This window comes from Pantoea sp. USHLN298, from assembly GCF_037149395.1.
In the GTDB taxonomy this organism is placed as follows: domain Bacteria; phylum Pseudomonadota; class Gammaproteobacteria; order Enterobacterales; family Enterobacteriaceae; genus Pantoea; species Pantoea astica.
Map to the genome: position 1 here is coordinate 510,862 of NZ_JBBCRO010000004.1, position 20,783 is coordinate 531,644.

The following is a 20,783-nucleotide window of genomic DNA, read 5'->3' on the forward strand; positions in this document are numbered from 1 at the left end:
TATTACTCTTCTTTTTCGATCAGTAACGCTTCAAGCAGGTCGAGATCGTGCAGTAACTTCTGCATCGTCTCGTTGGAGATCTGCTGAGTGGCGCGCAGGTGATAGACCTCGGCCCGTTCGGCACGCAGGCCGGTCAGGCGGAAGCGGCGCTCCAGGTTTTCCGCGAACAGCGCATGTTCAAGGTCGTTCTTGCCTTCGGCGCGGCGGCGTAAGTTGCCAATCACCCGCAGGCTCACCTCTTTCAGCAGTTCCGGGTCGATATTCTGATCCGACTCATTCTCCAGTCGCGCTTCCATCTTATGCAGGCTCTCAATCGCCACGCTGGCCATCACCGCACGGGCATTTTGCAGCTCGCGGCGCTGTGCGCCTTTATCGATGGTATCGATGCCGCGCAGCAGAATCGGCAGGATCACCACGCCGACCAGCAGCGAGAACAGAATCACCCCGGTGGCGATAAAGACCAGCTCATAGCGTGCCGGGAAAGGGTCGCCATTGCTGAGGAACAGCGGAATCGACAGCACACCAGCAAGCGTAATTGCCCCGCGGACCCCGGCAAACGAGGCGATCAGCAGTTCACGCAGCGAGTAGTTGGAGAACTCCAGTGGCTTTTTCTTCAGCAGACGTTTGCTGAAGCGCTGCATGATATACAGCCAGCCAAAACGCACCAGCATCAGCGCCAGATAGACCAGACCGATGTCGGCGAACAGCATCCACAGCTCGACGTTAGGATCGGCATTCGCCTGGTCCACCGAGGTTTGCAGGATATCTGGCAGCTGCAGGCCCAGCATCAGGAACACCATGCCGTTGAACACGAATTCCAGCATCTGCCAGACGCTGTTGGCGCGCAGACGCATCGCCAGCGGTGCCTGACGAATAATGCCGGAACGGGTGATGGTCATGCCCGCTGCGACCGCAGCCAGGATACCCGACACGCCGAGGTGTTCAGCAATCAGATAAGAGGCGAACGGCAGTAACAGCAGCAGCACGGTCTGGGTGGCCGGATCGTCACCGCTCCAGCGGCTGAGGATGCGCAGTGATTTGCCGTAGAGCCAGCAGACCGCCACACCGGCGATCAGACCGCCAATCGCGACTTTCAGAAATTCGACGCTGGCTCCGCCCCAGGTGAACACCATGGTGCCCATCGCGACCGCGACGGCAAACTTCAGCGACACCAGGCCAGATGCGTCGTTCATCAGGGCCTCGCCCTGCACGATCGACATGATTTTTTTCGGAATGCGGCCTTCGCCGACAATCCCGGAGAGCGCCACGGCATCGGTCGGTGACAGCACCGCCGCCAGCGCAAAGGCCGGAATCAGCGGAATGCCCGGCACCATCCAGTAGATCAGATAGCCAATCCCGACCACGGTGATCAATACCAGCACCAGCGCTAAGCCAATAATCTCCCGGCCATGATGCAGGAACTCGCTGATGGGCGTTTTCCAGCCGTCGGCAAACAGCAGCGGCGGGATAAACAGCACCAGAAACAGTTCCGGGTCAAAATCAACATGCAGACCAAAGTTGGGCCAGGCCATCAGCGCGCCAGCGGCGATCTGTACCAGCGGCAACGGGATCTGAAAAGGCAGAATGCGAGCCGCGACGCCAGAGAGCGACACGACCAGCGTCATGATGAGAATAGTAAAAAAGATTTCCATGCTTTCCTTAGGCGTCGTTATCTTTCAATCATTGTTTGAGCGCTAAAGTGTAAAACAAACCGAACTCTGAAGGGTCAGCTACGCGTGCGGCGGGCGGGAAAAAAGTGAAAAATACCGGACGCACGCCTGCACGTCCGGTTGAACAGTCAGATCGCCCAGCCTCCGGCGTAAAATGCCACTAACGCGACGGCAATCACCACCGTGCCGACATTCAGCTTGCGCCACTCGCCGGCAAAAATACGGCCCACCACCAGCGAGGCAAAACCGATCATAATGCCGGTAACGATGTTGCAGGTCAGCACGATAATCACCGCGGTTAACAGGCCAGACATCGCATCGACAAAATCATTGAAGTCGATTTTCGCCACGTTACTCAGCATCAGCAGGCCGACATACATCAGCGCCGGCGCGGTAGCGTAGGCCGGAACCAGCCAGGCCAGCGGCGACATAAACAGAATCACCAGGAACAGCAGGCCAACCACGATAGCGGTCAGGCCGGTTTTGCCGCCCGCCGCTGTTCCGGCTGCCGATTCGATATAGACCGCCGCAGGTGAGGCACCGACCAGGCCGGCAAACAGGCTGCTGACCGAATCGGTCGTCAATGCGCGGCCGCCATTGATTATCTGTCCCTGCTTATCCAGCAGGTTAGCCTGGCCCGCGACCGCGCGAATGGTGCCGGTGGCGTCAAACACGGCGGTCATCACCAGCGCCAGCACGCTTGGCAGCACCACCGGCTGCAACGCCCCCATGATGTCCAGACTGAACACCAGCGACTGACCGCTGGCGTCACGCAGGCTGGGCAGCGCAAATAACCCTTTGTAGCTCACCGTCGGGTCAAAGATCAGTCCGAGCAGCGAAATGGCGATAATGGTCATCAGAATGCCGCCCGGCACCCGCCGTTTTTCCAGGCCAAAAATCGCCGCCAGCCCAAGCAGTGACATGATCACCGGAAACGTGGCGAACTGGCCCAGCGCCACCGGCAAGCCAGGTGCCGGATTTTTTATCACCAGCCCGACGCCATCCGCCGCAATCAGCAGCAGAAACAGGCCAATCCCGACGCCGGTACCGTGCGCCACGCCCATCGGCAGGTTACGCAGGATCCACGCACGGATGCCGGTGACCGAAATCAGGGTAAACAGCAGCCCCATCAGGAATACCGCGCCAAGCGCGACCGGTACGCTGATGTGCTGGCCCAGCACCAGGCTGAAAGCGGTAAAGGCAGTCAGCGAGATGGCACAGCCAATCGCCATCGGCAGATTGGCCCACAGCCCCATCAGGATTGAGCCGAAGCTGGCGACCAGACAGGTCGCGACAAAGACTGCCGTTGGGGGGAAACCGGCTTTACCGAGCATCCCCGGCACCACAATCACCGAATAGACCATCGCCAGAAAGGTGGTCAGTCCGGCCAGAATTTCCTGGCGCACGCTGCTGCCGCGCGCCGAGATCGCGAACCAGGCGTCCAGTTTTCCACTGGCCGGGCGTGATTCAATTGACATAGTTGAGCCTCAAAGATTTTTTGTTGTGTGGATCGCTCTGCGACCGTCGCTGTCCCTGAAATAAGCGGGTAATCCGGGCGCGCTGACGGAATAAACCCGTCAGGCAAACGTTTACCTTGCCGCAGATAGTTGGCAGTCAAAGGACCGCCAGATAAAAAGGCAAACGATTATCCGGCGTTTAGCGGCACATTTTCAACTGGCTGGAAGACATTATTCAGCACAAAGATCAGGTAACAGCCCTACAGCCTGGCAGGACAAAGGCTGCCGCGCGCGGCTGACACCTTGAAGTTACAGGCCTTTTTTACTGCGGAGAGGCTGGCGTCACCGGGCGAAAAAACGGTGCGCCAGCAAAGAGGATTAACCTGGCAGGGAAAGCTCACCGCCCTGATCGATAGCCCGCTGCCAGGCGGCGCGCTGCTGGACGGTTTGCAGCCATTTCTCACTGGCGGGCATCTGCTCCAGCCCGGCGCGTTGCGCCAGCGCCAGCAGCGGGAAGCTCATCTGTATATCGGCAATGCTGAAACGCTGCCCGGCAAACCACGGATTGGCTGCCAGATGCTGTTCAATCATCTTCTTATGCGGTTGCAGCTGCTTGTCCAGCCAGGCTTTCTGTACCCCTTTGCCAAACGCGGCGCCCACCGGACGCAGCAGCCACGGCACCGGCGCTTTCCCCATCTGTCCGAAGATCAGCTTCATCACCAGCAGCGGCATCAGCGATCCCTCGGCATAGTGCAGCCAGTAACGCGACTGCAGCCGCGCCTCTTCATCACTGAGCTTCAGCCGAAATTCGTGATCGTATTTCTCCTCCAGGTACTCCAGGATGGCGCCCGATTCGGCCACCACCCGGTTTTCATCGGTAATCACCGGTGATTTACCCAGCGGATGCACTTTTTTCAGCGCCTCGGGCGCCAGCATGGTGGGCTCGCGTTGATAACGTTTGATCTGGTACGGCACTTCCAGCTCTTCCAGCAGCCACAGCACCCGATGCGAGCGCGATTGCTCAAGATGGTGAACGGTGATCATCATGATTCCCTGTGTGTTGACCTTCCACCAGTATAGACCTCACCCGACGTCCGGATGTTTATCGTCCTGTTCTGGGTCGAGCAGCACCGCACCCGATCCTTGCTGACCGAGCCGGTCGCCGGGATTGCGCAGCGGACAATCACGCATCGACAGACAGCCACAGCCGATGCAGCCATCCAGATCGTTACGCAGTCGGGTCAGGGTTTCGATGCGCTTGTCCAGCTCCTCACGCCAGTGCTGGGTCAGTGCATCCCACTCCGGAGCCGACATCCGCTTATTGGCCGGAATATGCTCCAGGCTGTCGCTGACCGTCGCCAGTGGAATGCCAATGCGTTGTGCGATCTTGATGATGGCGACGCGGCGCAGCACGTCACGGCTGTAGCGTCGCTGATTGCCGCCGTTGCGGGTGCTGAAAATCAGCCCTTTGGTTTCATAAAAATGCAGCGCAGACACCGCGACACCGCTGCGGCGCGCCACTTCGCCCGGCGTTAATACCGGTTTGGGGTAGTTGCGATCTTTTTTCATCTGGCTCTTTACCTCAAGTTAACTTGAGGAATTATACTCGCATCCCATCAAAACGACTAAACTCCCATTATCGCTAATTAAGCACCAGAAGGATGAGGCCATGATGCAAGAAGAGATCATTCATTCCCTGACGCACTGGATTGACCAGAATCTGGACAAAAGTCTGTCCATTGATGAAGTGGCTGCAAAATCGGGCTATTCGAAATGGCACCTGCAGCGTATGTTCCGTACCGTGACGAAACAGACGCTGGGTGGCTATATTCGTGAACGCCGCCTGACGCTGGCTGCCGAGGCGCTCTCTCAGACTCAGCGTCCGGTCTTTGATATTGCCATGCAGTATGGTTATGACTCGCAGCAGACCTTTTCGCGGGTGTTTCGCCGCCAGTTTTCGCAAACCCCTACCGCCTATCGCCATACCATGCGTCGTCAGGCGATTCAGCGCCCTCGTCTGCTGAGCTTTGACTGCAAAGAAAGCATGGCCAGCTTTACCCAACGTACCACCGGCGAGTGCTGCCCGGTCCGCTAATGCCCAGGCCGCCCGTCATCGGGCGCGCCTGACCGCCTCTGCTTCCCCTGCTGTTCAAATCTGCAACACTTTCCTGCCATACCAGTGTCAAATTTTGTTCAAAATTTCAAATCGGGTGATATAATGTGACCCAAGTCACACTATGAACCTGGGTTGACGGCGCTAAAGCACTTCCTGACACGCTTTTCCGCCGCCGGTGATGTCCGCAGATTGTCAGGAATACTTACTGATATTGAGGTCCGGCCGATGGCTACGTTAACCACCAGTCTTCTTGTTATGCGTTGGGAATTGTTGAGCGCCGTAATGATGTTTTTCGCCAGCACCCTGAAAACCAAACTGCGTCAGGATAGTCATCATGTGATGGCATTCATGTGTGGCGGCATTGGTTTGGGCATGACCTGCTGGTTTGTTACCGGTCTGATGGGAATAACCCTGAGCATGGAAAACGTGCACAACTTTATGGAAATCTCTAAGCACGCCTTTATCGACGTAATGAGTCAGGCGCCCGCTGAGTGGCCGATGCCCTGATGGAGGGCGCGCGTCATGATGCGCGTTTAATGTGCTGATTTTTCCCAATAAAAAACCCCGCTAAGCGGGGTTTTTTACATTGCTGTGTGTGCTTAAACTTTCTTCAACATGGCAGGGATATTAACATCCTGCACTGTGACGCCCGGTCTCTGCGTTCCGCGGCGGTCCTGAATCCACATATCTCCCATCATCTGGTTTAAACCCCGATCCAATCCGGTCACCAGGCCTGCACCCGGCGTGAAAGTGAGTTCACCGAAATAGATCTGTTCTTCATGGATATACCAATCGACCCGCACGTAGTCGAAGTCACTGGCCAGCTTTTTGCTCAGATCGAGCGCATGTTGCAGTGACGGCAGAATCGGTGAGACATCCAGACCGGTATCGCGAATCTTATGAAACGCCTCGTTGAGGTTATTCACATAGAAATTCATCGACAGCAGCGGCTGGCAGCGGTTGTAGATCACCTGCAACACATATTCGAACTTGCCATCACGCTTGTTGAACATATGAAACTTGTAATCAATCGGCGCGCTTTTGCCATCACCAATGTACTTCTCAACCAGAATGCGCGGCTTGATGTAGCGATAGTGGATCTCACGCGCTTCGTTAGCGAAATCGGTTTTCAGCCAGCGATAGCAGTCATGAATAATCTGCTGTTTGCGCAGCGCGTCTGGCTCTTCCAGCAGAATCTCCACCATGTTGGAGGCGTGGTTCGGCTTGATCACCGTCCCTTTCCAGCACGGTAAGCTGTTCAGCGTGGTCGGGTCAGTGGTTTCGTGTACCAGCGGAATCAGGTACTCATTACCGATTTTTTCAGCAATGAATTCGCGTACCGAATATTTGTCCGACAGACGACCGTAGTTCTGGTAATCGCCATAGACAAATTTACGGTACAGCACCTTTTCGTTGAACACTTTTGGCTGACGCAGATTGGGCAGCTTTCTGAACTTGTGGAAGTAGTAGATGCGGTCCTGGTACGCCCAGGGCATCTTCTTAATAAAGTACTGCACACTTCTTCTGAGTTCTTCTTTCAACTTGAGCATATCTGACCTCATTTGTAGGTTTTGTAGTTGAGTGAGGAAACCTGAATCTTTTGAATGACGCCGTTTTTAAAGAAGTAATTCATTACGGTCAGGGACAAAAGCTCGGAAAGGAACACGCTCCATGCGGCTCCCATGATGCCGTGGCCCTGGATCAACCACCATGAGAGCGGCAAACTGATGACCATCAGACAAATGATTTTCTTCAGCAGGTAGTTAAACCCTCCTTCCTTGACCATGTAGCGATAAGCTACTGTCCCCATTGCCGAAAAGCTGGTCGCTATCGACAGCAACGTAATGAGACTTCCTGACTGTGTGTATTCCGGACCGTACAACGCGATAATGATCTGCTCGCCATACATCGAGATGACCAGCAGCATCAGCAATGAAACACCCATCACATAACCATTGAGCCGGGCAGCCAGCCGGATGGCGACCTCGCCACGCTCTCTGAAGATTTCAGTGAAGCAGGAGGTGATCAGCGCCACCGGGATAAAAATCCAGGAGGCAGAAATGGTATTGGCGGCGGCAAACAGCCCGAGATCCCGCGCCGGCGCGGTGCCCGCCAGAAACATCTGCGCCGCTTTGACCTGCACAGAAATAAAGATGCTGGAGATCGCCAGCGGCAGACCGGCATACATCAGGTAACGCAGATAAGCCGTGCGCTTTTCACGCGGCGGCATCTGATCCTGATGTTCCTGATAAAAGTTGTGACGTTTGATCAGGTAAGGCACCAGCGTCACCGCCACAATCGACAGCGTCAGCCACAGCGGATTGAGGCGCAGCCAGGCGATGGTGAAGCTAATCGCGAAACTCAGCAGCATACCGACCGCATTGGCGATGGTGTTCAGCCGAGAAGCGAGACGCGCATTGTTATAAACGCTGAACGTATCCTGGGTGACAAAAACCGAGGCAACAAATGAGGCCAGTGCAAATGCCAGGAAATTTTCCTGCATGTTGTACCAGACCCAGATTAAGACTGGCACCGAGGTGAGCAGCAATAACACCATCCGCAGGGTGCGCGCGATGGTCATCAGGCGTAAGCCTTTCGACGCATTTTTACTGACGCGCTTAAACAGAATGGTTTCGGTGCCAAAGATTGCCACGGTTTGCACCATCGCAAATAGTGAGGTTGAAAACGCCATCTGGCCAAACACCGTTGGGCCAAAGGATTTCGCCACGTAAGAAGTCACAAATATGACGCCAAACACGGAGATGATCTTCTCAGACATCATCCAGGCGGCATTCGACATTACGCTCAATTTCATCGACTCTTCCTTAGTATTACTCAACTACAACCGCTTCGGTACAACATCCCTGTAACGAATTAATAAGCGCTCAGTGGGCCTGGCGAAAATGTAAGACTTCAAACCAAGCTGGTCCGAAAATTGAGAATCAAATCATGATCCGGAGAATGAATTCAGGATAATTCTTATTATATCTGGCGCGAATCACTTCTTCTGGAAACGATTTCAGGCTGAAAATAGTGCAATCTTCAAGAGACATAACCGCTGAATTAATCAAGTCGGTTATGCTAAATATCCAATGTACGTAGAATTTTTTCGTATTTGGGATGCGATGAATTTATAACAAAAAACCGCCTCCAGGAAGGCGCGCCCCCCTGATCGGAATAAAATAAGATTTATCCCATGATGATATTTATTCTAAATATCTTAATTTAACCTTCGCAATTGAATACGCGCACTTTAATACTGCATTAATAGAAACTTACAGTGCCAGGAATTATTAAAGTCATTCTCATCCATTAATCGATAAGAAAGGTAAGAGCATTTATGAGAAAGTCACGATACAGCGAAGATCAAATCACAAATGCCATTAAAGCTTCTGAATCGGGCGTTAAAGTCAGAGAGATTTGTGAAGAGCTTGGCATCTCTGAAGCTACGTTCTACAGCTGGAAGAAGAAGTTTTCTGGGCTGTCTTCAGAAGAAGGCAGAAAAATCAAAGAGCTGGAGGAAAAACTGCAGAATCTTACCCGTGAGCTGCAGACCCTGAACTCCGACAAGGAGATGCTGCAAAGCGTACTGAAGAACTTCTTTACCACCAATGAAAAGCGTCAGGCAGTCAACTTCCTGCAGAGTACTTTCGACATTGGCACCCGTCGCAGCTGCCGTTTATTAGATATCAGTCGCAGTGTCTATCATTATCCGTCAGGCACCGAGAATCGCTAAACCCAATGCTACCGCGCTTTTTAGACTTAACGCTGAGATTTGTTCTTACCAGAAGAGATGAAGATCATTTAACAGGACAATTGCGGCACCCTTTTCCGCTCCATTTATAACTAATGAATGGCTTCACGGCTAAGCTTCTTTTTTTGCGGTAAAATTGATTCACAACAGCAAAAGTCTCGCATTCTACGCCCCTTTCCCCTCTCCCAATCCCGTTTCGACGGGATTGGGATCTCCTTTTCATTGGTTAAGCTCGGCTAATCATCGGAACTAAACAGAGACTATTCCGTTAAGCCGTCTTAAACATCCGGTCAGAAATAGCCAACCTGCCTTTAAGTTAATGATGGATCTGATCGTCATTTTTACGGTTACGCTTTAATTGGCAAGGAGTGTAAGTTGCCAAAACTTTCACCAGGATTAATCCAGGATAAATAGTTTATTGCTCCTTATCACTAACGTAATGCATCGCAGTTTTTTCTTACTTCATTGCGCATCAATGGTGCCAAACATTAACCTTTAATTAAAAACGCAGCGGCGGAATTTTCTTACTCTTTTATCAATGAATGAAGTTAATGGTGGTTTTTAGCCCCCATTAATCAGGGCCAGAGAGCAATTACAGCGCAGGGTTAAATGCATAATTGTCCTGAATTGCCTGAAATTCGCCTGATTAATGGATGATTTTCCATCACCGTCACGCCGTTAAACCGGCAAAAGGATCGGATTCGCTCGCTGGCAGACTGTTTTTTAGCCTGGCCTGGCCGTCTGGGAAACCGGATGAGGGGAACAACGCGAGGTCAGGCTGGCGCATGAAATCGATTACGCGCCGGAAAAGCGCGCAAAAGGGCCAGAATCGGGATGCGACTTAATCTTAAAAAGCCGCGCGGACCGCTGACCGCGCGAAACGGGAAAAGGAGGCCACTGTGCGTATCAGGTCTTCACCGCCACCACCTGCGGTTGCGGTTTTATCCGCATCGCCCACAGCACGCCCGCCATCAGAAAAATAATTCCGGTTACCGTGAGCAGCGGCGGCCAGCTTTGATGCCAGAGAAAAGTCCATAAAAGGCCAAAGAGGATTTCAAAAACGATCAGCGGCCCCATCAGGACGGTGGGCAAACGCTGGCTGGCTGCATTCCAGCACAGCGTCCCCAGCCAGGAGCAGAGCAGGCCAATCGCCAGCATTAAGGGAATGAACACCTGAGGGTGCGGCCCAAACGGCAGCGCGAATGCGGGCTGTTGCCAGGCGAGCTGAAGGCTGACCAGCGCATAAAGAATTAACGCCATCGGCAGCGTGACCAGCCCCTGCGCCGTCGCCCAGGTTGAGGGCCGGAGTTCAGGATGAGTGCGCAGCCAGCGCGCGTTACGCAGCGGATACCAGGTCCAGCACACCACCGCCAGCATCGCCAGCCCGATACCAGTGAGGTAACGGCTGAGATCCAGCGTCGCGCCCTGGTTGCGTAATTCTGCGGCATTCACACACAGCAGCCCGGCCGCCATCATGATCAAAGCAGGAAACAGTCGCCGCCACGGCAGCCGCCCTTCAAGATGGCCGTAACAGAGGTTGGCGGTGACGGCGATCACCACCGGCAGCGTCCCGATGATCATGGTTGAGACCGGCGCGCCGGTACGCTGGATCGCGTTAGCGAGAAAGGCGTAATAAAGAAGGTTTCCCACCAGCGAGAGTTTTACCGCCTCGCGCCAGGCCGCCGGTGCCAGCTGCCGCAGTCGGTGGCGATCGTGCCAGGCCAGCGGCAGCGCAATCAGGCCAAAGGCGACATAGCGACCAGCCGATTGCAATGCGCCGGGATAGTCAGGCACCAGCAACGGACCGACAAAAATCAGTCCCCACATCAGACCTGCGGTAACAGCAAACAGTACGCCAGCGAGCATGATTTCTTTCCTTTATGACTTTTTGGCGCAGTGTGACGAAATGAGGCGGGAAAGGCTTGTAGCAGATTGCGATTCTCAGGGCTGCTGTACCTGTTTCTGATATCGCACCGGGGTAATGCCATAGCGGTTGGCGAACGCGCGGGTCAGATGTGCCTGATCGGTGAGTCCTACCGCAGCCGCCACGCTGGCCGCGCGCTCTCCCTGCGCCAGTCGTAGCTTGGCGTCATACAGCCGGAATGCCATCAGCATCTGATGAGGTGTCACATGAAAGTGCTGGCGGAAAGCGCGTAAGAAATGCCAGGGCGATAACGATACCAGCGCGGCCAGCTCCTCCAGCCGTACCGGCTCCGCCAGATTTGCCCGCAGATAGTCGCGCACCGGTTCAAAGCGATGCTGCGCCTGTCGCGGACCCGGCGATGACATCCGCGCCAGTGGCCGCATCTGCGACAGCAGTTCCGACAGCAACCCCTGACGTGCCAGCACCGAGTCCGCCTGCCACAGCGCCGCCAGGGTCTGTGACAGCGGCTGCGCCACGCGGGGATCGGTCAGCAGTGCCTCATTAAACCACCAGCCGCGGTCGCCGGTCAGCTCATCCATTAACTGCGGCTGAATATAGATCATCTGATAACGCCAGCCTTCGGTACAGGCCGACTCACCGGTATGCAGTTCGTCCGGGTTCATCATTACCAGCGAATCTTTTGGCGCGGTGTATTGGGTGCCGCGATAGCGAAAGCGCTGAGCGCCCGCTTCAATGGTGCCGATCCCAAAGGCTTCATGGGTATGCGGTTCAAAGGCGTAGCGGGAGATGTGCGCCTGATAGAGTTCCACGCCGGGTAACTCCGACAGCTGCTGAAACTGCGCGCGATCTTTCTCGCAGGGAAAAATAGCCGGAACGCCCTCCACGTCACTCTCCTCAATTCACCAATATGTGGTTTAGCATGCCTCTGATGGGCGATAAAATGCAAAACATTGCTATCCGACCTGCGCCAGGCAACACTGTTTTTTTCACTCCTCAGGATAAAGCATGGCACAGCGAGTGGTATTGGTTATCGATATGCAAAATGGCGTGTTCGCTACGCCCCGTTTTGACCGGCCAGGCCGGGTGGCGCAGATAAACCGCCTGACTGAACGCGCCGACGTCACGGTGTTTATTCAGCACACCGAAGAAGAGAGCCTGCCTGAAGGCAGCGAAGCCTTTGCGCTGTTGCCCGACATCCGGCAGCCTGCCGGCGCCTGCTTTATCACTAAAACCGCCTGCGATAGCTTCTGGCAAACCGGCCTGGCGGCACTGCTTGAGACGCTGGCGGTGAAGGAATTTGTAGTGTGCGGCTGTGCCACGGACTACTGCCTGGATACCACGATTAAAGTCGGGGCCAGTGCGGGCTATCGCATCACCGTGGCGTCGGATGCGCATACCACCGCCGACCGCCGCTGGGCGAGCGCCGAACAGCTGATAGGCCAGCATAATGAGGTGTGGTCATCGCTGCTGATACCCGGCAACGTGCCGCGCGTGCTGAGCTGCGACGCAATTCTGGCCGAATGGTCGTCAGACGTCTGAGTTGTAATGGCTGAGTTCTGAGCTCTGGGTTCTGAGTTCTGAGTTCTGAGTTCTGAGTTCTGAGTTCTGAGTTCTGAGTTCTGAGTTCTGAGTTCTGAGTTCTGAGTTCTGAGTTCTGAGTTCTGAGTTCTGAGTTCTGACAGGATTTGCTGTCTCAGCCGTTACGGACATAAAAAAGGCCCGGTATGCCGGGCCTGTTTATAACAGATGTCACACGGTGACAGGGATCAGAACGGAATATCGTCGTCAAAATCCATTGGCGGTTCGTTGTTGTTGCTGGCAGGTGCGCTTTGTGGCTGCTGCTGCGGACGAGACTGCGCACCGCCGCTGAACTGATTGTTGCTGCCCTGCGGCTGCTGTGGCTGACCCCAGCCATTGTTGTTGCCGCCGCCCTGCGCGCCGCCTGCCGGTGCACCGGCGTTACCGCCCTGCTGACGGCCGCCCAGCATCTGCATGGTGCCGCCAACGTTGACCACCACTTCCGTGGTGTAACGTTCCTGGCCGCCCTGGTCCTGCCATTTGCGGGTACGCAGCTGGCCTTCGATATAGACCTGAGAACCCTTACGCAGATACTCGCCCGCCACTTCGGCCAGCTTGCCAAACAACACCACACGGTGCCATTCAGTGATCTCTTTGTTTTCACCGGTCTGCTTGTCGCGCCAGCTTTCCGACGTAGCCAGCGTAATGTTGGCAACAGCGCCACCATTTGGCATATAACGTACTTCCGGATCCTGACCCAGATTCCCGACAAGAATCACTTTGTTAACGCCACGACTGGCCATGTTGCTGTCTCCCGATGAGTTAATGCATAGAGTCTAATCTACCAATTCTAACACGTCCTGCTGTCTGTTTCCCACTTTAGAGCGGGGTTCCAGTTTTAATCCTCCAGCGCCAAAAGGCAAAGAGTACTGGATATTTATTCAGTCTATTTTTTGTGCCATAATGACACGTTTATTCTGGCCGTGTCGGCAAGGCGCGGTGAGTGCTGCTAATCCGGGAAAGGTGAATGGATAAGATCGAAGTTCGTGGTGCCCGCACCCATAATTTGAAAAACATCAACCTGACCATCCCACGCGACAAACTCATTGTGGTAACCGGCCTTTCGGGCTCCGGTAAATCCTCACTGGCGTTTGATACGCTGTATGCGGAAGGTCAGCGCCGCTATGTGGAGTCGCTCTCTGCGTATGCGCGCCAGTTTCTTTCGCTGATGGAGAAACCGGACGTCGATCATATCGAAGGTTTGTCGCCCGCCATCTCCATTGAGCAGAAATCAACCTCACATAACCCGCGATCAACGGTGGGAACCATCACCGAGATCCACGACTACCTGCGCCTGCTGTTTGCCCGCGTCGGTGAGCCACGCTGCCCGGATCACGATGTGCCGCTGGCGGCGCAGACCGTCAGCCAGATGGTCGATCAGGTGCTCTCCCAGCCGGAAGGCCGCCGCTTAATGCTGCTGGCACCGGTGGTGAAAGACCGTAAAGGCGAGCACACCAAAACGCTGGAGAATCTGGCGTCGCAGGGCTACATCCGGGCGCGTATCGACGGGGAAGTGTGCGATCTCTCCGATCCGCCGAAGCTTGAGCTGCAGAAGAAGCACACCATTGAGGTGGTCATCGATCGCTTTAAGGTGCGCGCCGATCTCGCCACTCGTCTGGCCGAGTCGTTCGAAACCACACTGGATCTCTCCGGCGGCACGGCGATCGTGGCGGATATGGATGACAGTGCGGCCGAAGAGCTGCTGTTCTCTGCCAACTTTGCCTGCCCGATTTGTGGCTACAGCATGAGTGAGCTGGAACCGCGCCTGTTCTCGTTTAACAACCCGGCGGGCGCCTGCCCGACCTGTGACGGGCTGGGCGTGCAGCAATATTTTGACCCGGACCGGGTGGTGCAGAACCCGGAACTCTCGCTGGCGGGCGGCGCGATCCGCGGCTGGGATCGCCGTAACTTCTACTATTTCCAGATGCTGCGCTCACTGGCGGAACATCTCGATTTCGATATTGAAGCCTCGTTTGGCAGCCTGCCGGATAACGTTCAGAAAGTCATTCTGTACGGTTCGGGTAAAGAGAGCATTGAGTTTAAGTACATCAACGATCGCGGTGACACCTCTGTGCGTCGCCATCCGTTCGAAGGCGTGCTGAACAATATGGAGCGCCGTTACAAAGAGACCGAGTCATCAGCGGTGCGCGAAGAGCTGGCGAAATTTATCAGCAACCGTGCCTGTGCCACCTGCGAAGGAACGCGTCTGCGTCGTGAAGCGCGTCACGTCTTCGTGGAGAACACCACGCTGCCGACCATCTCTGAGATGAGTATCGGCCACGCGATGTCGTTCTTTGAAAACCTGAAGCTCAGTGGTCAGCGGGCGCAAATTGCCGAAAAAGTGCTGAAAGAGATCAGCGATCGCCTGAGCTTCCTGGTGAATGTCGGCCTGAACTACCTGTCGATGTCCCGTTCGGCGGAAACCCTTTCCGGCGGTGAAGCACAGCGTATCCGTCTGGCCAGCCAGATCGGTGCCGGTCTGGTTGGTGTCATGTACGTGCTGGATGAGCCCTCTATCGGTCTGCATCAGCGCGATAACGAGCGGTTGCTCGGTACGCTGATTCACCTGCGCGATCTTGGTAACACGGTAATCGTGGTTGAGCATGATGAAGATGCGATTCGCGCGGCTGACCATGTGATCGATATCGGCCCCGGCGCCGGCGTGCATGGCGGCCAGGTGGTCGCCGAAGGCACCGTGGATGAGATCATGGCGCAGGAAGCGTCGCTGACCGGTCAGTTCCTCAGCGGCAAGCGTGAAATCGCCGTTCCGCCGCAGCGCGTTAAAGGCGATCCGGCCAAAGTGCTGAAGGTAACCGGCGCACGCGGTAACAACCTCAAGGATGTGACGCTGACGCTGCCGGTGGGTCTGTTTACCTGCATCACCGGCGTCTCCGGTTCAGGTAAATCGACGCTGATCAACGATACCCTGTTCCCGATTGCCCAGCGGGCGCTGAACGGCGCAACCATCGCCGAGCCAGCGGCCTATCGTGAAGTGACCGGCCTGGAGCATTTCGATAAGGTCATCGACATCGACCAGAGCCCGATTGGCCGTACACCGCGCTCCAACCCGGCCACCTACACCGGCATTTTCACGCCGGTGCGTGAACTGTTTGCTGGCGTGCCGGAAGCGCGCTCGCGCGGCTACAATCCGGGCCGCTTCAGTTTCAACGTGCGCGGCGGACGCTGTGAAGCCTGTCAGGGCGATGGCGTGCTGAAAGTCGAAATGCACTTTTTGCCGGACATTTATGTGCCGTGCGATCAGTGCAAAGGCAAACGCTATAACCGCGAAACGCTGGAAGTGAAGTACAAAGGCAAGAGCATCCACGAAGTGCTGGAGATGACCATTGAAGAAGCGCGTGAGTTCTTTGATGTGGTGCCGGCGCTGGCGCGTAAGTTGCAGACGCTGATCGATGTCGGTCTCTCTTACATCCGCCTTGGCCAGTCAGCGACGACCCTTTCCGGTGGTGAAGCACAGCGCGTTAAGCTGGCGCGTGAGCTGTCGAAGCGCGGTACCGGCCAGACGCTCTATATCCTGGATGAGCCAACCACCGGTCTGCACTTTGCCGATATTCAGCAACTGCTGGAAGTGCTGCATCAGTTGCGCGACCAGGGCAATACCATCGTGGTGATTGAGCACAACCTTGACGTGATCAAGACCGCCGACTGGATTGTCGATCTCGGTCCGGAAGGCGGCAGCGGCGGCGGCGAGATTCTGGTTGCCGGTACGCCAGAAACGGTGGCGGAGTGTGAAAAATCACATACCGCACGCTTCCTCAAACCGTTGCTGAACAAATAAACCTCAGGCCCGCCGCGTGCGGGCCTTTTTTTCTGCTGCTCATTCAGCCAGAGAAATGCAGGATCAGGCAAGATTCAGACACCTATAGGCATATACGCTTTCCGCTACGCTGACTATCCTTAATCGGTTCCTCTTTGGCACGCCCTGCGCGTCGCCCTGTTTTCGCCGCAGCCGTTCGCTGCCGCGCTTCAACGAAAAACACTCACGACACATCGAAACTGGAGACACCATGAATATTACGCATGCGTATGCTGCTCAGGATGCAAAATCCAAACTGGCACCGTTCGATTATCAGCCGCGTGAGCTTCGCGCTCATGACGTACAGCTTGAGGTCCTGTTCTGTGGCGTCTGCCACTCAGACCTGCATCAGGCACGTAATGAGTGGAAGAACACCATTTTCCCGGTGGTGCCTGGCCATGAAATCGTCGGCCGCGTCACTGCCGTGGGTCCGCAGACCCAGAAATACAAAGTCGGCGATCTGGTCGGCGTCGGCTGCATGGTCGACTCCTGCCGCAGCTGTCCGAGCTGTCAGGAAGGTTTAGAGCAGTATTGCGAAAACGGCTTTGTCGGCACCTATAACGGTGAAGATCGCGAAACCGGCGCGATTACCTACGGCGGCTACTCAACCGCGATGGTCGTCGATGAGAGCTTCGTGCTGCGCATTCCTGAAAATCTGGAGCTGGCTGGCGTTGCTCCGCTGCTGTGTGCCGGTATCACTACTTACTCTCCGCTGCGTCACTGGAATGTCGGTCCCGGCAAAAAAGTGGGTATCGTGGGGCTGGGCGGTCTCGGTCATATGGGCGTCAAAATTGCCCATGCGATGGGCGCGCATGTGGTGCTGTTCACCACTTCGCCATCTAAAATTGAGGATGGTAAACGTCTGGGTGCCGATGAAGTGGTGATTTCGAAAGATCCGGAGCAGATGGCGCAGCACGCTAACAGCTTCGACTTCATTCTGAATACCGTGGCGGCACAGCACGATCTTAACCCGTTCATCACTCTGCTGAAGCGCGATGGCAACATGACGCTGGTTGGCGCACCGGAGCACGATCACCCGGCCCCGCAGGTGTTTAACCTGATCTTTAAGCGTCGCAGCATCGCCGGTTCACTGATTGGCGGCATCGCGGAAACGCAGGAGATGCTCGATTTCTGTGGTCAGCACGGCATCACCTCTGACATTGAACTGATCGCCATGGATCAGATCAATGAAGCCTACGAGCGTATGCTGAAGAGTGATGTGAAATATCGCTTCGTTATCGATATTAATACCTTACGTAATCAGCCTGCCGCGTAAACGCGATACCCGATCGCCCTCTTCCTGACGGAAGAGGGCTTTTTATTGCCGCTTATTTGGCAGTCGCAACCTGATCAAAGGAGGCATCAACCAGATAATAGATCTGCGAATCTTTCAGCGAGCCATCCAGAAACAGGGTGCTCCAGTGTGATTTGTTGAGATGTTCGCTGGGAAAAATATCGTTATGCTCTTCGCGCAGCAGTTCCGCCAGCGCCGGCGTCGATTTCAGCGAGACCGCGGGCCGCCCTTTGACCTCATGCACCATCGCAAACAACACGCCGTTGCTTTTAATCTGAGTCGCTTTCCAGTCACTGTGGACGCTCTGTTCCGCGCCCGGCTTGCTCATGCAATAGGTCAGTAAATCTGAATTAGTCATTAGATTCCCCTTGTAAAGTGGCGACAATCCGCCGCGCACCGCCATCAATGCGGTGTTCGCCCAGCCAGATACCCTGCCAGGTGCCGAGCACCAGACGTCCGCGCTGAACCGGTAACAGTAATGATACCCCTAAGGTCGACGACTTAATGTGCGCGGGCATATCGTCACGTCCTTCGTAGTCGTGCTGATAAGGCGCATCTTCCGGCACGTGCCGCATGAAGTGCTGCTCCATATCGCTGCGCACCGTCGGGTCGCAATTCTCGTTTAAGGTTAACGACGCCGAGGTGTGCTGCAACAGCAGATGCAACAGGCCGGTGTTGATGTTACGCAGTGCGGAAAGCGCATCGACGATCTCATCGGTGACCAGATGAAATCCGCGTGGTTTCGCGCTAAGCGTCAGAATTTGTTGATGCCACATAATTTTTCCTGAAACGATGACCCCGTTTAAGTGTGCAGCATGTCGGCAAAAGGTAAACCCTGAGGACAAATAAAAAAACCGCCGGAAAGAGTGGTAGTGCTCGTCAGTTGAGCCACTGATGATAACGCAGTCTGGTGATGCAGTCTGGTGCCGCTCCGGGGCTGGCGGTCCTCGCGCCGCTGCGCGGTGCCTTCACGTCATTCCTCTGCCTGACGGACCGCCGGGGATGGCAGATCCTGTGCCGCCCCGCCTTTCGCCCGCGTCCTGCGGGCTCTCCTGGCTAATGTTCAGCGCTGCGGATTGCCTGCCCCTGATCGGCTCCAGCCTGCTCTGAAACTTCAGTGCGTGCCGTTTTAAAGGGCACGAGAGCAGAGGCGCTCAGGCCCGCACTGCGGCTCGCTCGCCCAAAAAAAAGCTGCCACGTTTGACCGTGACAGCCTATACAAATCTCACCTTCACTGACCAGCATTACGGACAGGGTCGGCGTTTTTTTGCAGAACGGATCGGTTGTTACATCACCGCGGCAAAGGCTTCCGCCACCTGATGCACATTTTTGCTGTTCAGGCCGGCAACACACATCCGGCCGCTGCCGACCAGATAGATGCCGAACTCATTGCGCAGGCGATCAACCTGCTGCGCGCTCAGGCCGGTATAGCTGAACATGCCGCGCTGCTTCAGCAGGTAGTCAAAGTTTTTACCCGGCAGCGCGGTGCTCAGCACCTCTACCAGCGACTGACGCATGGCCAGAATGCGCAGGCGCATCGCTTCCACTTCCGCCAGCCAGTTCGCTTTCAGGGCCTCATCGTTCAGCACCCGCGCCACCACCTGCGCACCGAAATTCGGTGGGCTGGAGTAGTTGCGGCGTACGGTGGCTTTCAGCTGGCCCAGCACCCGAGCCGACTCTTCGGCGCTGTCGCAGACGATCGACAGTCCGCCAACGCGTTCGCCGTAGAGGGAGAAGATTTTGGAGAAGGAGTTGCTGACCAGCGCAGGCAGTCCCGCTGCCGCTACCGCACGCAGGGCATACGCATCCTGCTCCATACCCGCACCGAAGCCCTGGTAGGCGATGTCGAGGAACGGAATCAGCTGCTGTGCCTTCAGCACCTCAACGGTCTGATCCCACTGCGCATCAGTCAGATCGGCACCGGTTGGGTTATGGCAGCACGGATGCAGCAAGACGATGCTCTGCGCGGGCAGTGCTTTCAGCGCGCTGATGAAAGCGTCAAACCGCACGCCGTGGGTCTCCGCGTCATACCACGGATAGGTATTGACCTCGAAACCGGCACCGTTAAAAATCGCGACGTGGTTTTCCCAGGTCGGATCGCTGACCCAGACCGCAGACTGCGGGAAATAGCGCTTCAGGAAATCCGCACCGACTTTCAGCGCGCCAGAACCGCCCAGCGTCTGAATCGAGGCGATGCGTCCCGCCTGCAGCATCGGATGGTCGGCACCAAACAGTAATGGCGCAATCGCGCTGCGATAGCTGTTCAGCCCTTCCATCGGCAGATAAAGCGACGCCTGCTGAGGCTCAGCGTGCATCTGCTGCTCAGCGGCAGCCACCGCTTTCAGCTGCGGGATGATGTTCTGCTCGTCATAATAAAGCCCGATACTGAGGTTCACTTTGTGTTCGCGTGGGTCTTGTTTAAAGGCTTCCATCAACGACAGAATCGGGTCGCCAGCATAGGCATCAACGTTTTGAAACACGGTGTAGGTCTCCATGAGTGGTCTTCGGGTAACAGAGTGTCATTAAACCAGGTAACGTCCTGGACGGTGGTTCATTGCGATAATCAGGTTCAGGATAACCGCGCCGCCAATTGAGGCGAGCAGAATCGGCACGCTCACCACAAACAGTGATGCCAGCACCACGCAGGTATCCACCGCCATTTGCAGCTTACCGGCACGAATGCCGAAGCGATCCTGTAGCCACAGCGCCAGAATGTTGATGCCGCCCAGGCTGGCTTTATGACGAAACAACACTATAAACCCGATTCCCATGATGACGTTACCGAACAATGTCGCATAGAACGGATCGAGGGCGGAAAAATGGACAAACAGCGGATGCAGGTGGGTAAACAGTGACACCAGCCCGACGGCACAAAAGGTTTTCAGGGTAAATTCCCAGCCCATGCGTTTTACCGCCAGCCAGTAGAACGGAATATTAATCAGAAAGAAGGCGCTGCCAAAAGATAGCGGCGACAAATAGCTGATCAGGAAGGCGATGCCTGCGGTACTGCCGGTCAGCGCGCCGGCCTGTTTCAGCATAATGACGCCAAACGAGACCATCAGCGTGCCAAGCACAATCGCCAGCGCATCTTCAATGCGGGAATGGGGAATGCGGGAAGGTTCTGCAACGTTATCCATGGGGTTATCTCAATGCAAATGATGCGGGTCAGATGCAAAAAACGCACCATACCGGTGGCATGAAGCGGCCACCGGCAG

19 protein-coding genes are annotated in these 20,783 nt (G+C 55.5%); 6 read left to right on the plus strand and 13 right to left on the minus strand.

The window, feature by feature from the left end:
- Positions 1–2: 2 nt before the first annotated feature.
- The 4 genes from WFK59_RS13290 to soxR form a co-directional block, all read right to left on the minus strand.
- On the minus strand, positions 3–1,652 hold the full coding sequence (locus tag WFK59_RS13290) for a Na+/H+ antiporter (RefSeq protein ID WP_233985559.1): 1,650 nt from the start codon (positions 1,650–1,652) through the stop codon (positions 3–5).
- Positions 1,653–1,798: 146 nt separating this feature from the next.
- Positions 1,799–3,148 (minus strand): NCS2 family permease, encoded by a 1,350-nt coding sequence (locus WFK59_RS13295; RefSeq protein ID WP_233985560.1) that lies wholly within the window; start codon positions 3,146–3,148, stop codon positions 1,799–1,801.
- 357 nt (positions 3,149–3,505) lie between these two features.
- Entirely contained in the window at positions 3,506–4,171 is a 666-nt protein-coding gene (locus WFK59_RS13300; RefSeq protein ID WP_233988232.1) for a glutathione S-transferase family protein, read from the minus strand.
- A 39-nt stretch (positions 4,172–4,210) separates the two neighbouring features.
- Complete coding sequence (soxR, locus tag WFK59_RS13305) at positions 4,211–4,696, minus strand: redox-sensitive transcriptional activator SoxR (RefSeq protein WP_336755970.1); 486 nt, start codon at positions 4,694–4,696, stop codon at positions 4,211–4,213.
- Between the two features lie 100 nt (positions 4,697–4,796).
- On the opposite strand from soxR, the gene soxS reads away from it, so the two are divergent.
- Together soxS and WFK59_RS13315 are read left to right on the plus strand one after the other, a co-directional pair.
- Positions 4,797–5,222: a superoxide response transcriptional regulator SoxS gene (soxS, locus tag WFK59_RS13310; RefSeq protein WP_094122160.1), complete on the plus strand. Its 426-nt coding sequence runs from the start codon at positions 4,797–4,799 to the stop codon at positions 5,220–5,222.
- Between the two features lie 246 nt (positions 5,223–5,468).
- Positions 5,469–5,750, plus strand: coding sequence for a YjcB family protein (locus tag WFK59_RS13315; RefSeq protein ID WP_046288557.1), 282 nt, complete (start codon positions 5,469–5,471; stop codon positions 5,748–5,750).
- Positions 5,751–5,842: 92 nt separating this feature from the next.
- Here the strand turns inward: WFK59_RS13315 and WFK59_RS13320 are convergent, their stop codons facing one another.
- Positions 5,843–6,793 carry an ATP-grasp fold amidoligase family protein gene (locus WFK59_RS13320; RefSeq protein WP_031375505.1) on the minus strand — a complete coding sequence of 317 codons (951 nt, stop codon included), beginning with the start codon at positions 6,791–6,793 and terminating at the stop codon, positions 5,843–5,845.
- An 8-nt stretch (positions 6,794–6,801) separates the two neighbouring features.
- Complete coding sequence (locus WFK59_RS13325) at positions 6,802–8,058, minus strand: oligosaccharide flippase family protein (protein ID WP_233985562.1); 1,257 nt, start codon at positions 8,056–8,058, stop codon at positions 6,802–6,804.
- Between the two features lie 525 nt (positions 8,059–8,583).
- Between WFK59_RS13325 and WFK59_RS13330 the strand changes: the two genes are divergently transcribed.
- Positions 8,584–8,979 carry a transposase gene (locus WFK59_RS13330; RefSeq protein ID WP_233985563.1) on the plus strand — a complete coding sequence of 132 codons (396 nt, stop codon included), beginning with the start codon at positions 8,584–8,586 and terminating at the stop codon, positions 8,977–8,979.
- A gap of 924 nt (positions 8,980–9,903) precedes the next feature.
- Here the strand turns inward: WFK59_RS13330 and WFK59_RS13335 are convergent.
- Both WFK59_RS13335 and WFK59_RS13340 read right to left on the minus strand, forming a co-directional pair.
- Positions 9,904–10,863: a DMT family transporter gene (locus WFK59_RS13335; protein WP_336755971.1), complete on the minus strand. Its 960-nt coding sequence runs from the start codon at positions 10,861–10,863 to the stop codon at positions 9,904–9,906.
- A 75-nt stretch (positions 10,864–10,938) separates the two neighbouring features.
- Complete coding sequence (locus WFK59_RS13340; RefSeq protein ID WP_233985565.1) at positions 10,939–11,766, minus strand: AraC family transcriptional regulator; 828 nt, start codon at positions 11,764–11,766, stop codon at positions 10,939–10,941.
- A 121-nt stretch (positions 11,767–11,887) separates the two neighbouring features.
- Between WFK59_RS13340 and WFK59_RS13345 the strand changes: the two genes are divergently transcribed.
- The gene (locus tag WFK59_RS13345) at positions 11,888–12,421 is read left to right on the plus strand and encodes an isochorismatase family protein (RefSeq protein WP_233985566.1); all 534 of its coding nucleotides are present in this window, start codon (positions 11,888–11,890) and stop codon (positions 12,419–12,421) included.
- A 227-nt stretch (positions 12,422–12,648) separates the two neighbouring features.
- On the opposite strand, the gene ssb1 is transcribed toward WFK59_RS13345, so the two are convergent.
- Positions 12,649–13,203 (minus strand): single-stranded DNA-binding protein SSB1, encoded by a 555-nt coding sequence (gene ssb1, locus WFK59_RS13350; RefSeq protein ID WP_094122154.1) that lies wholly within the window; start codon positions 13,201–13,203, stop codon positions 12,649–12,651.
- Between the two features lie 224 nt (positions 13,204–13,427).
- On the opposite strand from ssb1, the gene uvrA reads away from it, so the two are divergent.
- Together uvrA and WFK59_RS13360 are read left to right on the plus strand one after the other, a co-directional pair.
- Positions 13,428–16,256: an excinuclease ABC subunit UvrA gene (uvrA, locus tag WFK59_RS13355; protein WP_262287794.1), complete on the plus strand. Its 2,829-nt coding sequence runs from the start codon at positions 13,428–13,430 to the stop codon at positions 16,254–16,256.
- Positions 16,257–16,485: 229 nt separating this feature from the next.
- Positions 16,486–17,550, plus strand: coding sequence for an NAD(P)-dependent alcohol dehydrogenase (locus WFK59_RS13360; protein ID WP_233985568.1), 1,065 nt, complete (start codon positions 16,486–16,488; stop codon positions 17,548–17,550).
- 52 nt (positions 17,551–17,602) lie between these two features.
- Here the strand turns inward: WFK59_RS13360 and WFK59_RS13365 are convergent, their stop codons facing one another.
- From WFK59_RS13365 to WFK59_RS13380, 4 genes are all read right to left on the minus strand, one after another.
- Positions 17,603–17,926 (minus strand): MmcQ/YjbR family DNA-binding protein, encoded by a 324-nt coding sequence (locus WFK59_RS13365; RefSeq protein ID WP_094122151.1) that lies wholly within the window; start codon positions 17,924–17,926, stop codon positions 17,603–17,605.
- Entirely contained in the window at positions 17,919–18,344 is a 426-nt protein-coding gene (locus WFK59_RS13370; RefSeq protein ID WP_094122150.1) for a secondary thiamine-phosphate synthase enzyme YjbQ, read from the minus strand. Before WFK59_RS13370 ends, WFK59_RS13365 begins: the two co-directional genes overlap by 8 nt.
- 510 nt (positions 18,345–18,854) lie before the next feature.
- Positions 18,855–20,048, minus strand: a complete 1,194-nt coding sequence (locus tag WFK59_RS13375; protein ID WP_233988233.1) for an amino acid aminotransferase — start codon at positions 20,046–20,048, stop codon at positions 18,855–18,857.
- A gap of 42 nt (positions 20,049–20,090) precedes the next feature.
- Positions 20,091–20,705 carry a YitT family protein gene (locus WFK59_RS13380; RefSeq protein WP_159861699.1) on the minus strand — a complete coding sequence of 205 codons (615 nt, stop codon included), beginning with the start codon at positions 20,703–20,705 and terminating at the stop codon, positions 20,091–20,093.
- Positions 20,706–20,783: the final 78 nt, after the last annotated feature.

Coding starts and splice junctions, on each gene's coding strand:
- WFK59_RS13325 (WP_233985562.1), bottom strand. CDS start 8,058: ATGAAATTGAGCGTAATGTCGAATGCCGCCTGGATGATGTCTGAGAAG.
- WFK59_RS13290 (WP_233985559.1), bottom strand. CDS start 1,652: ATGGAAATCTTTTTTACTATTCTCATCATGACGCTGGTCGTGTCGCTC.
- WFK59_RS13360 (WP_233985568.1), top strand. CDS start 16,486: ATGAATATTACGCATGCGTATGCTGCTCAGGATGCAAAATCCAAACTG.
- WFK59_RS13320 (WP_031375505.1), bottom strand. CDS start 6,793: ATGCTCAAGTTGAAAGAAGAACTCAGAAGAAGTGTGCAGTACTTTATT.
- WFK59_RS13365 (WP_094122151.1), bottom strand. CDS start 17,926: ATGACTAATTCAGATTTACTGACCTATTGCATGAGCAAGCCGGGCGCG.
- WFK59_RS13345 (WP_233985566.1), top strand. CDS start 11,888: ATGGCACAGCGAGTGGTATTGGTTATCGATATGCAAAATGGCGTGTTC.
- WFK59_RS13300 (WP_233988232.1), bottom strand. CDS start 4,171: ATGATCACCGTTCACCATCTTGAGCAATCGCGCTCGCATCGGGTGCTG.
- soxR (WP_336755970.1), bottom strand. CDS start 4,696: ATGAAAAAAGATCGCAACTACCCCAAACCGGTATTAACGCCGGGCGAA.
- WFK59_RS13370 (WP_094122150.1), bottom strand. CDS start 18,344: ATGTGGCATCAACAAATTCTGACGCTTAGCGCGAAACCACGCGGATTT.
- WFK59_RS13295 (WP_233985560.1), bottom strand. CDS start 3,148: ATGTCAATTGAATCACGCCCGGCCAGTGGAAAACTGGACGCCTGGTTC.
- ssb1 (WP_094122154.1), bottom strand. CDS start 13,203: ATGGCCAGTCGTGGCGTTAACAAAGTGATTCTTGTCGGGAATCTGGGT.
- WFK59_RS13380 (WP_159861699.1), bottom strand. CDS start 20,705: ATGGATAACGTTGCAGAACCTTCCCGCATTCCCCATTCCCGCATTGAA.
- uvrA (WP_262287794.1), top strand. CDS start 13,428: ATGGATAAGATCGAAGTTCGTGGTGCCCGCACCCATAATTTGAAAAAC.
- soxS (WP_094122160.1), top strand. CDS start 4,797: ATGATGCAAGAAGAGATCATTCATTCCCTGACGCACTGGATTGACCAG.
- WFK59_RS13315 (WP_046288557.1), top strand. CDS start 5,469: ATGGCTACGTTAACCACCAGTCTTCTTGTTATGCGTTGGGAATTGTTG.
- WFK59_RS13335 (WP_336755971.1), bottom strand. CDS start 10,863: ATGCTCGCTGGCGTACTGTTTGCTGTTACCGCAGGTCTGATGTGGGGA.
- WFK59_RS13330 (WP_233985563.1), top strand. CDS start 8,584: ATGAGAAAGTCACGATACAGCGAAGATCAAATCACAAATGCCATTAAA.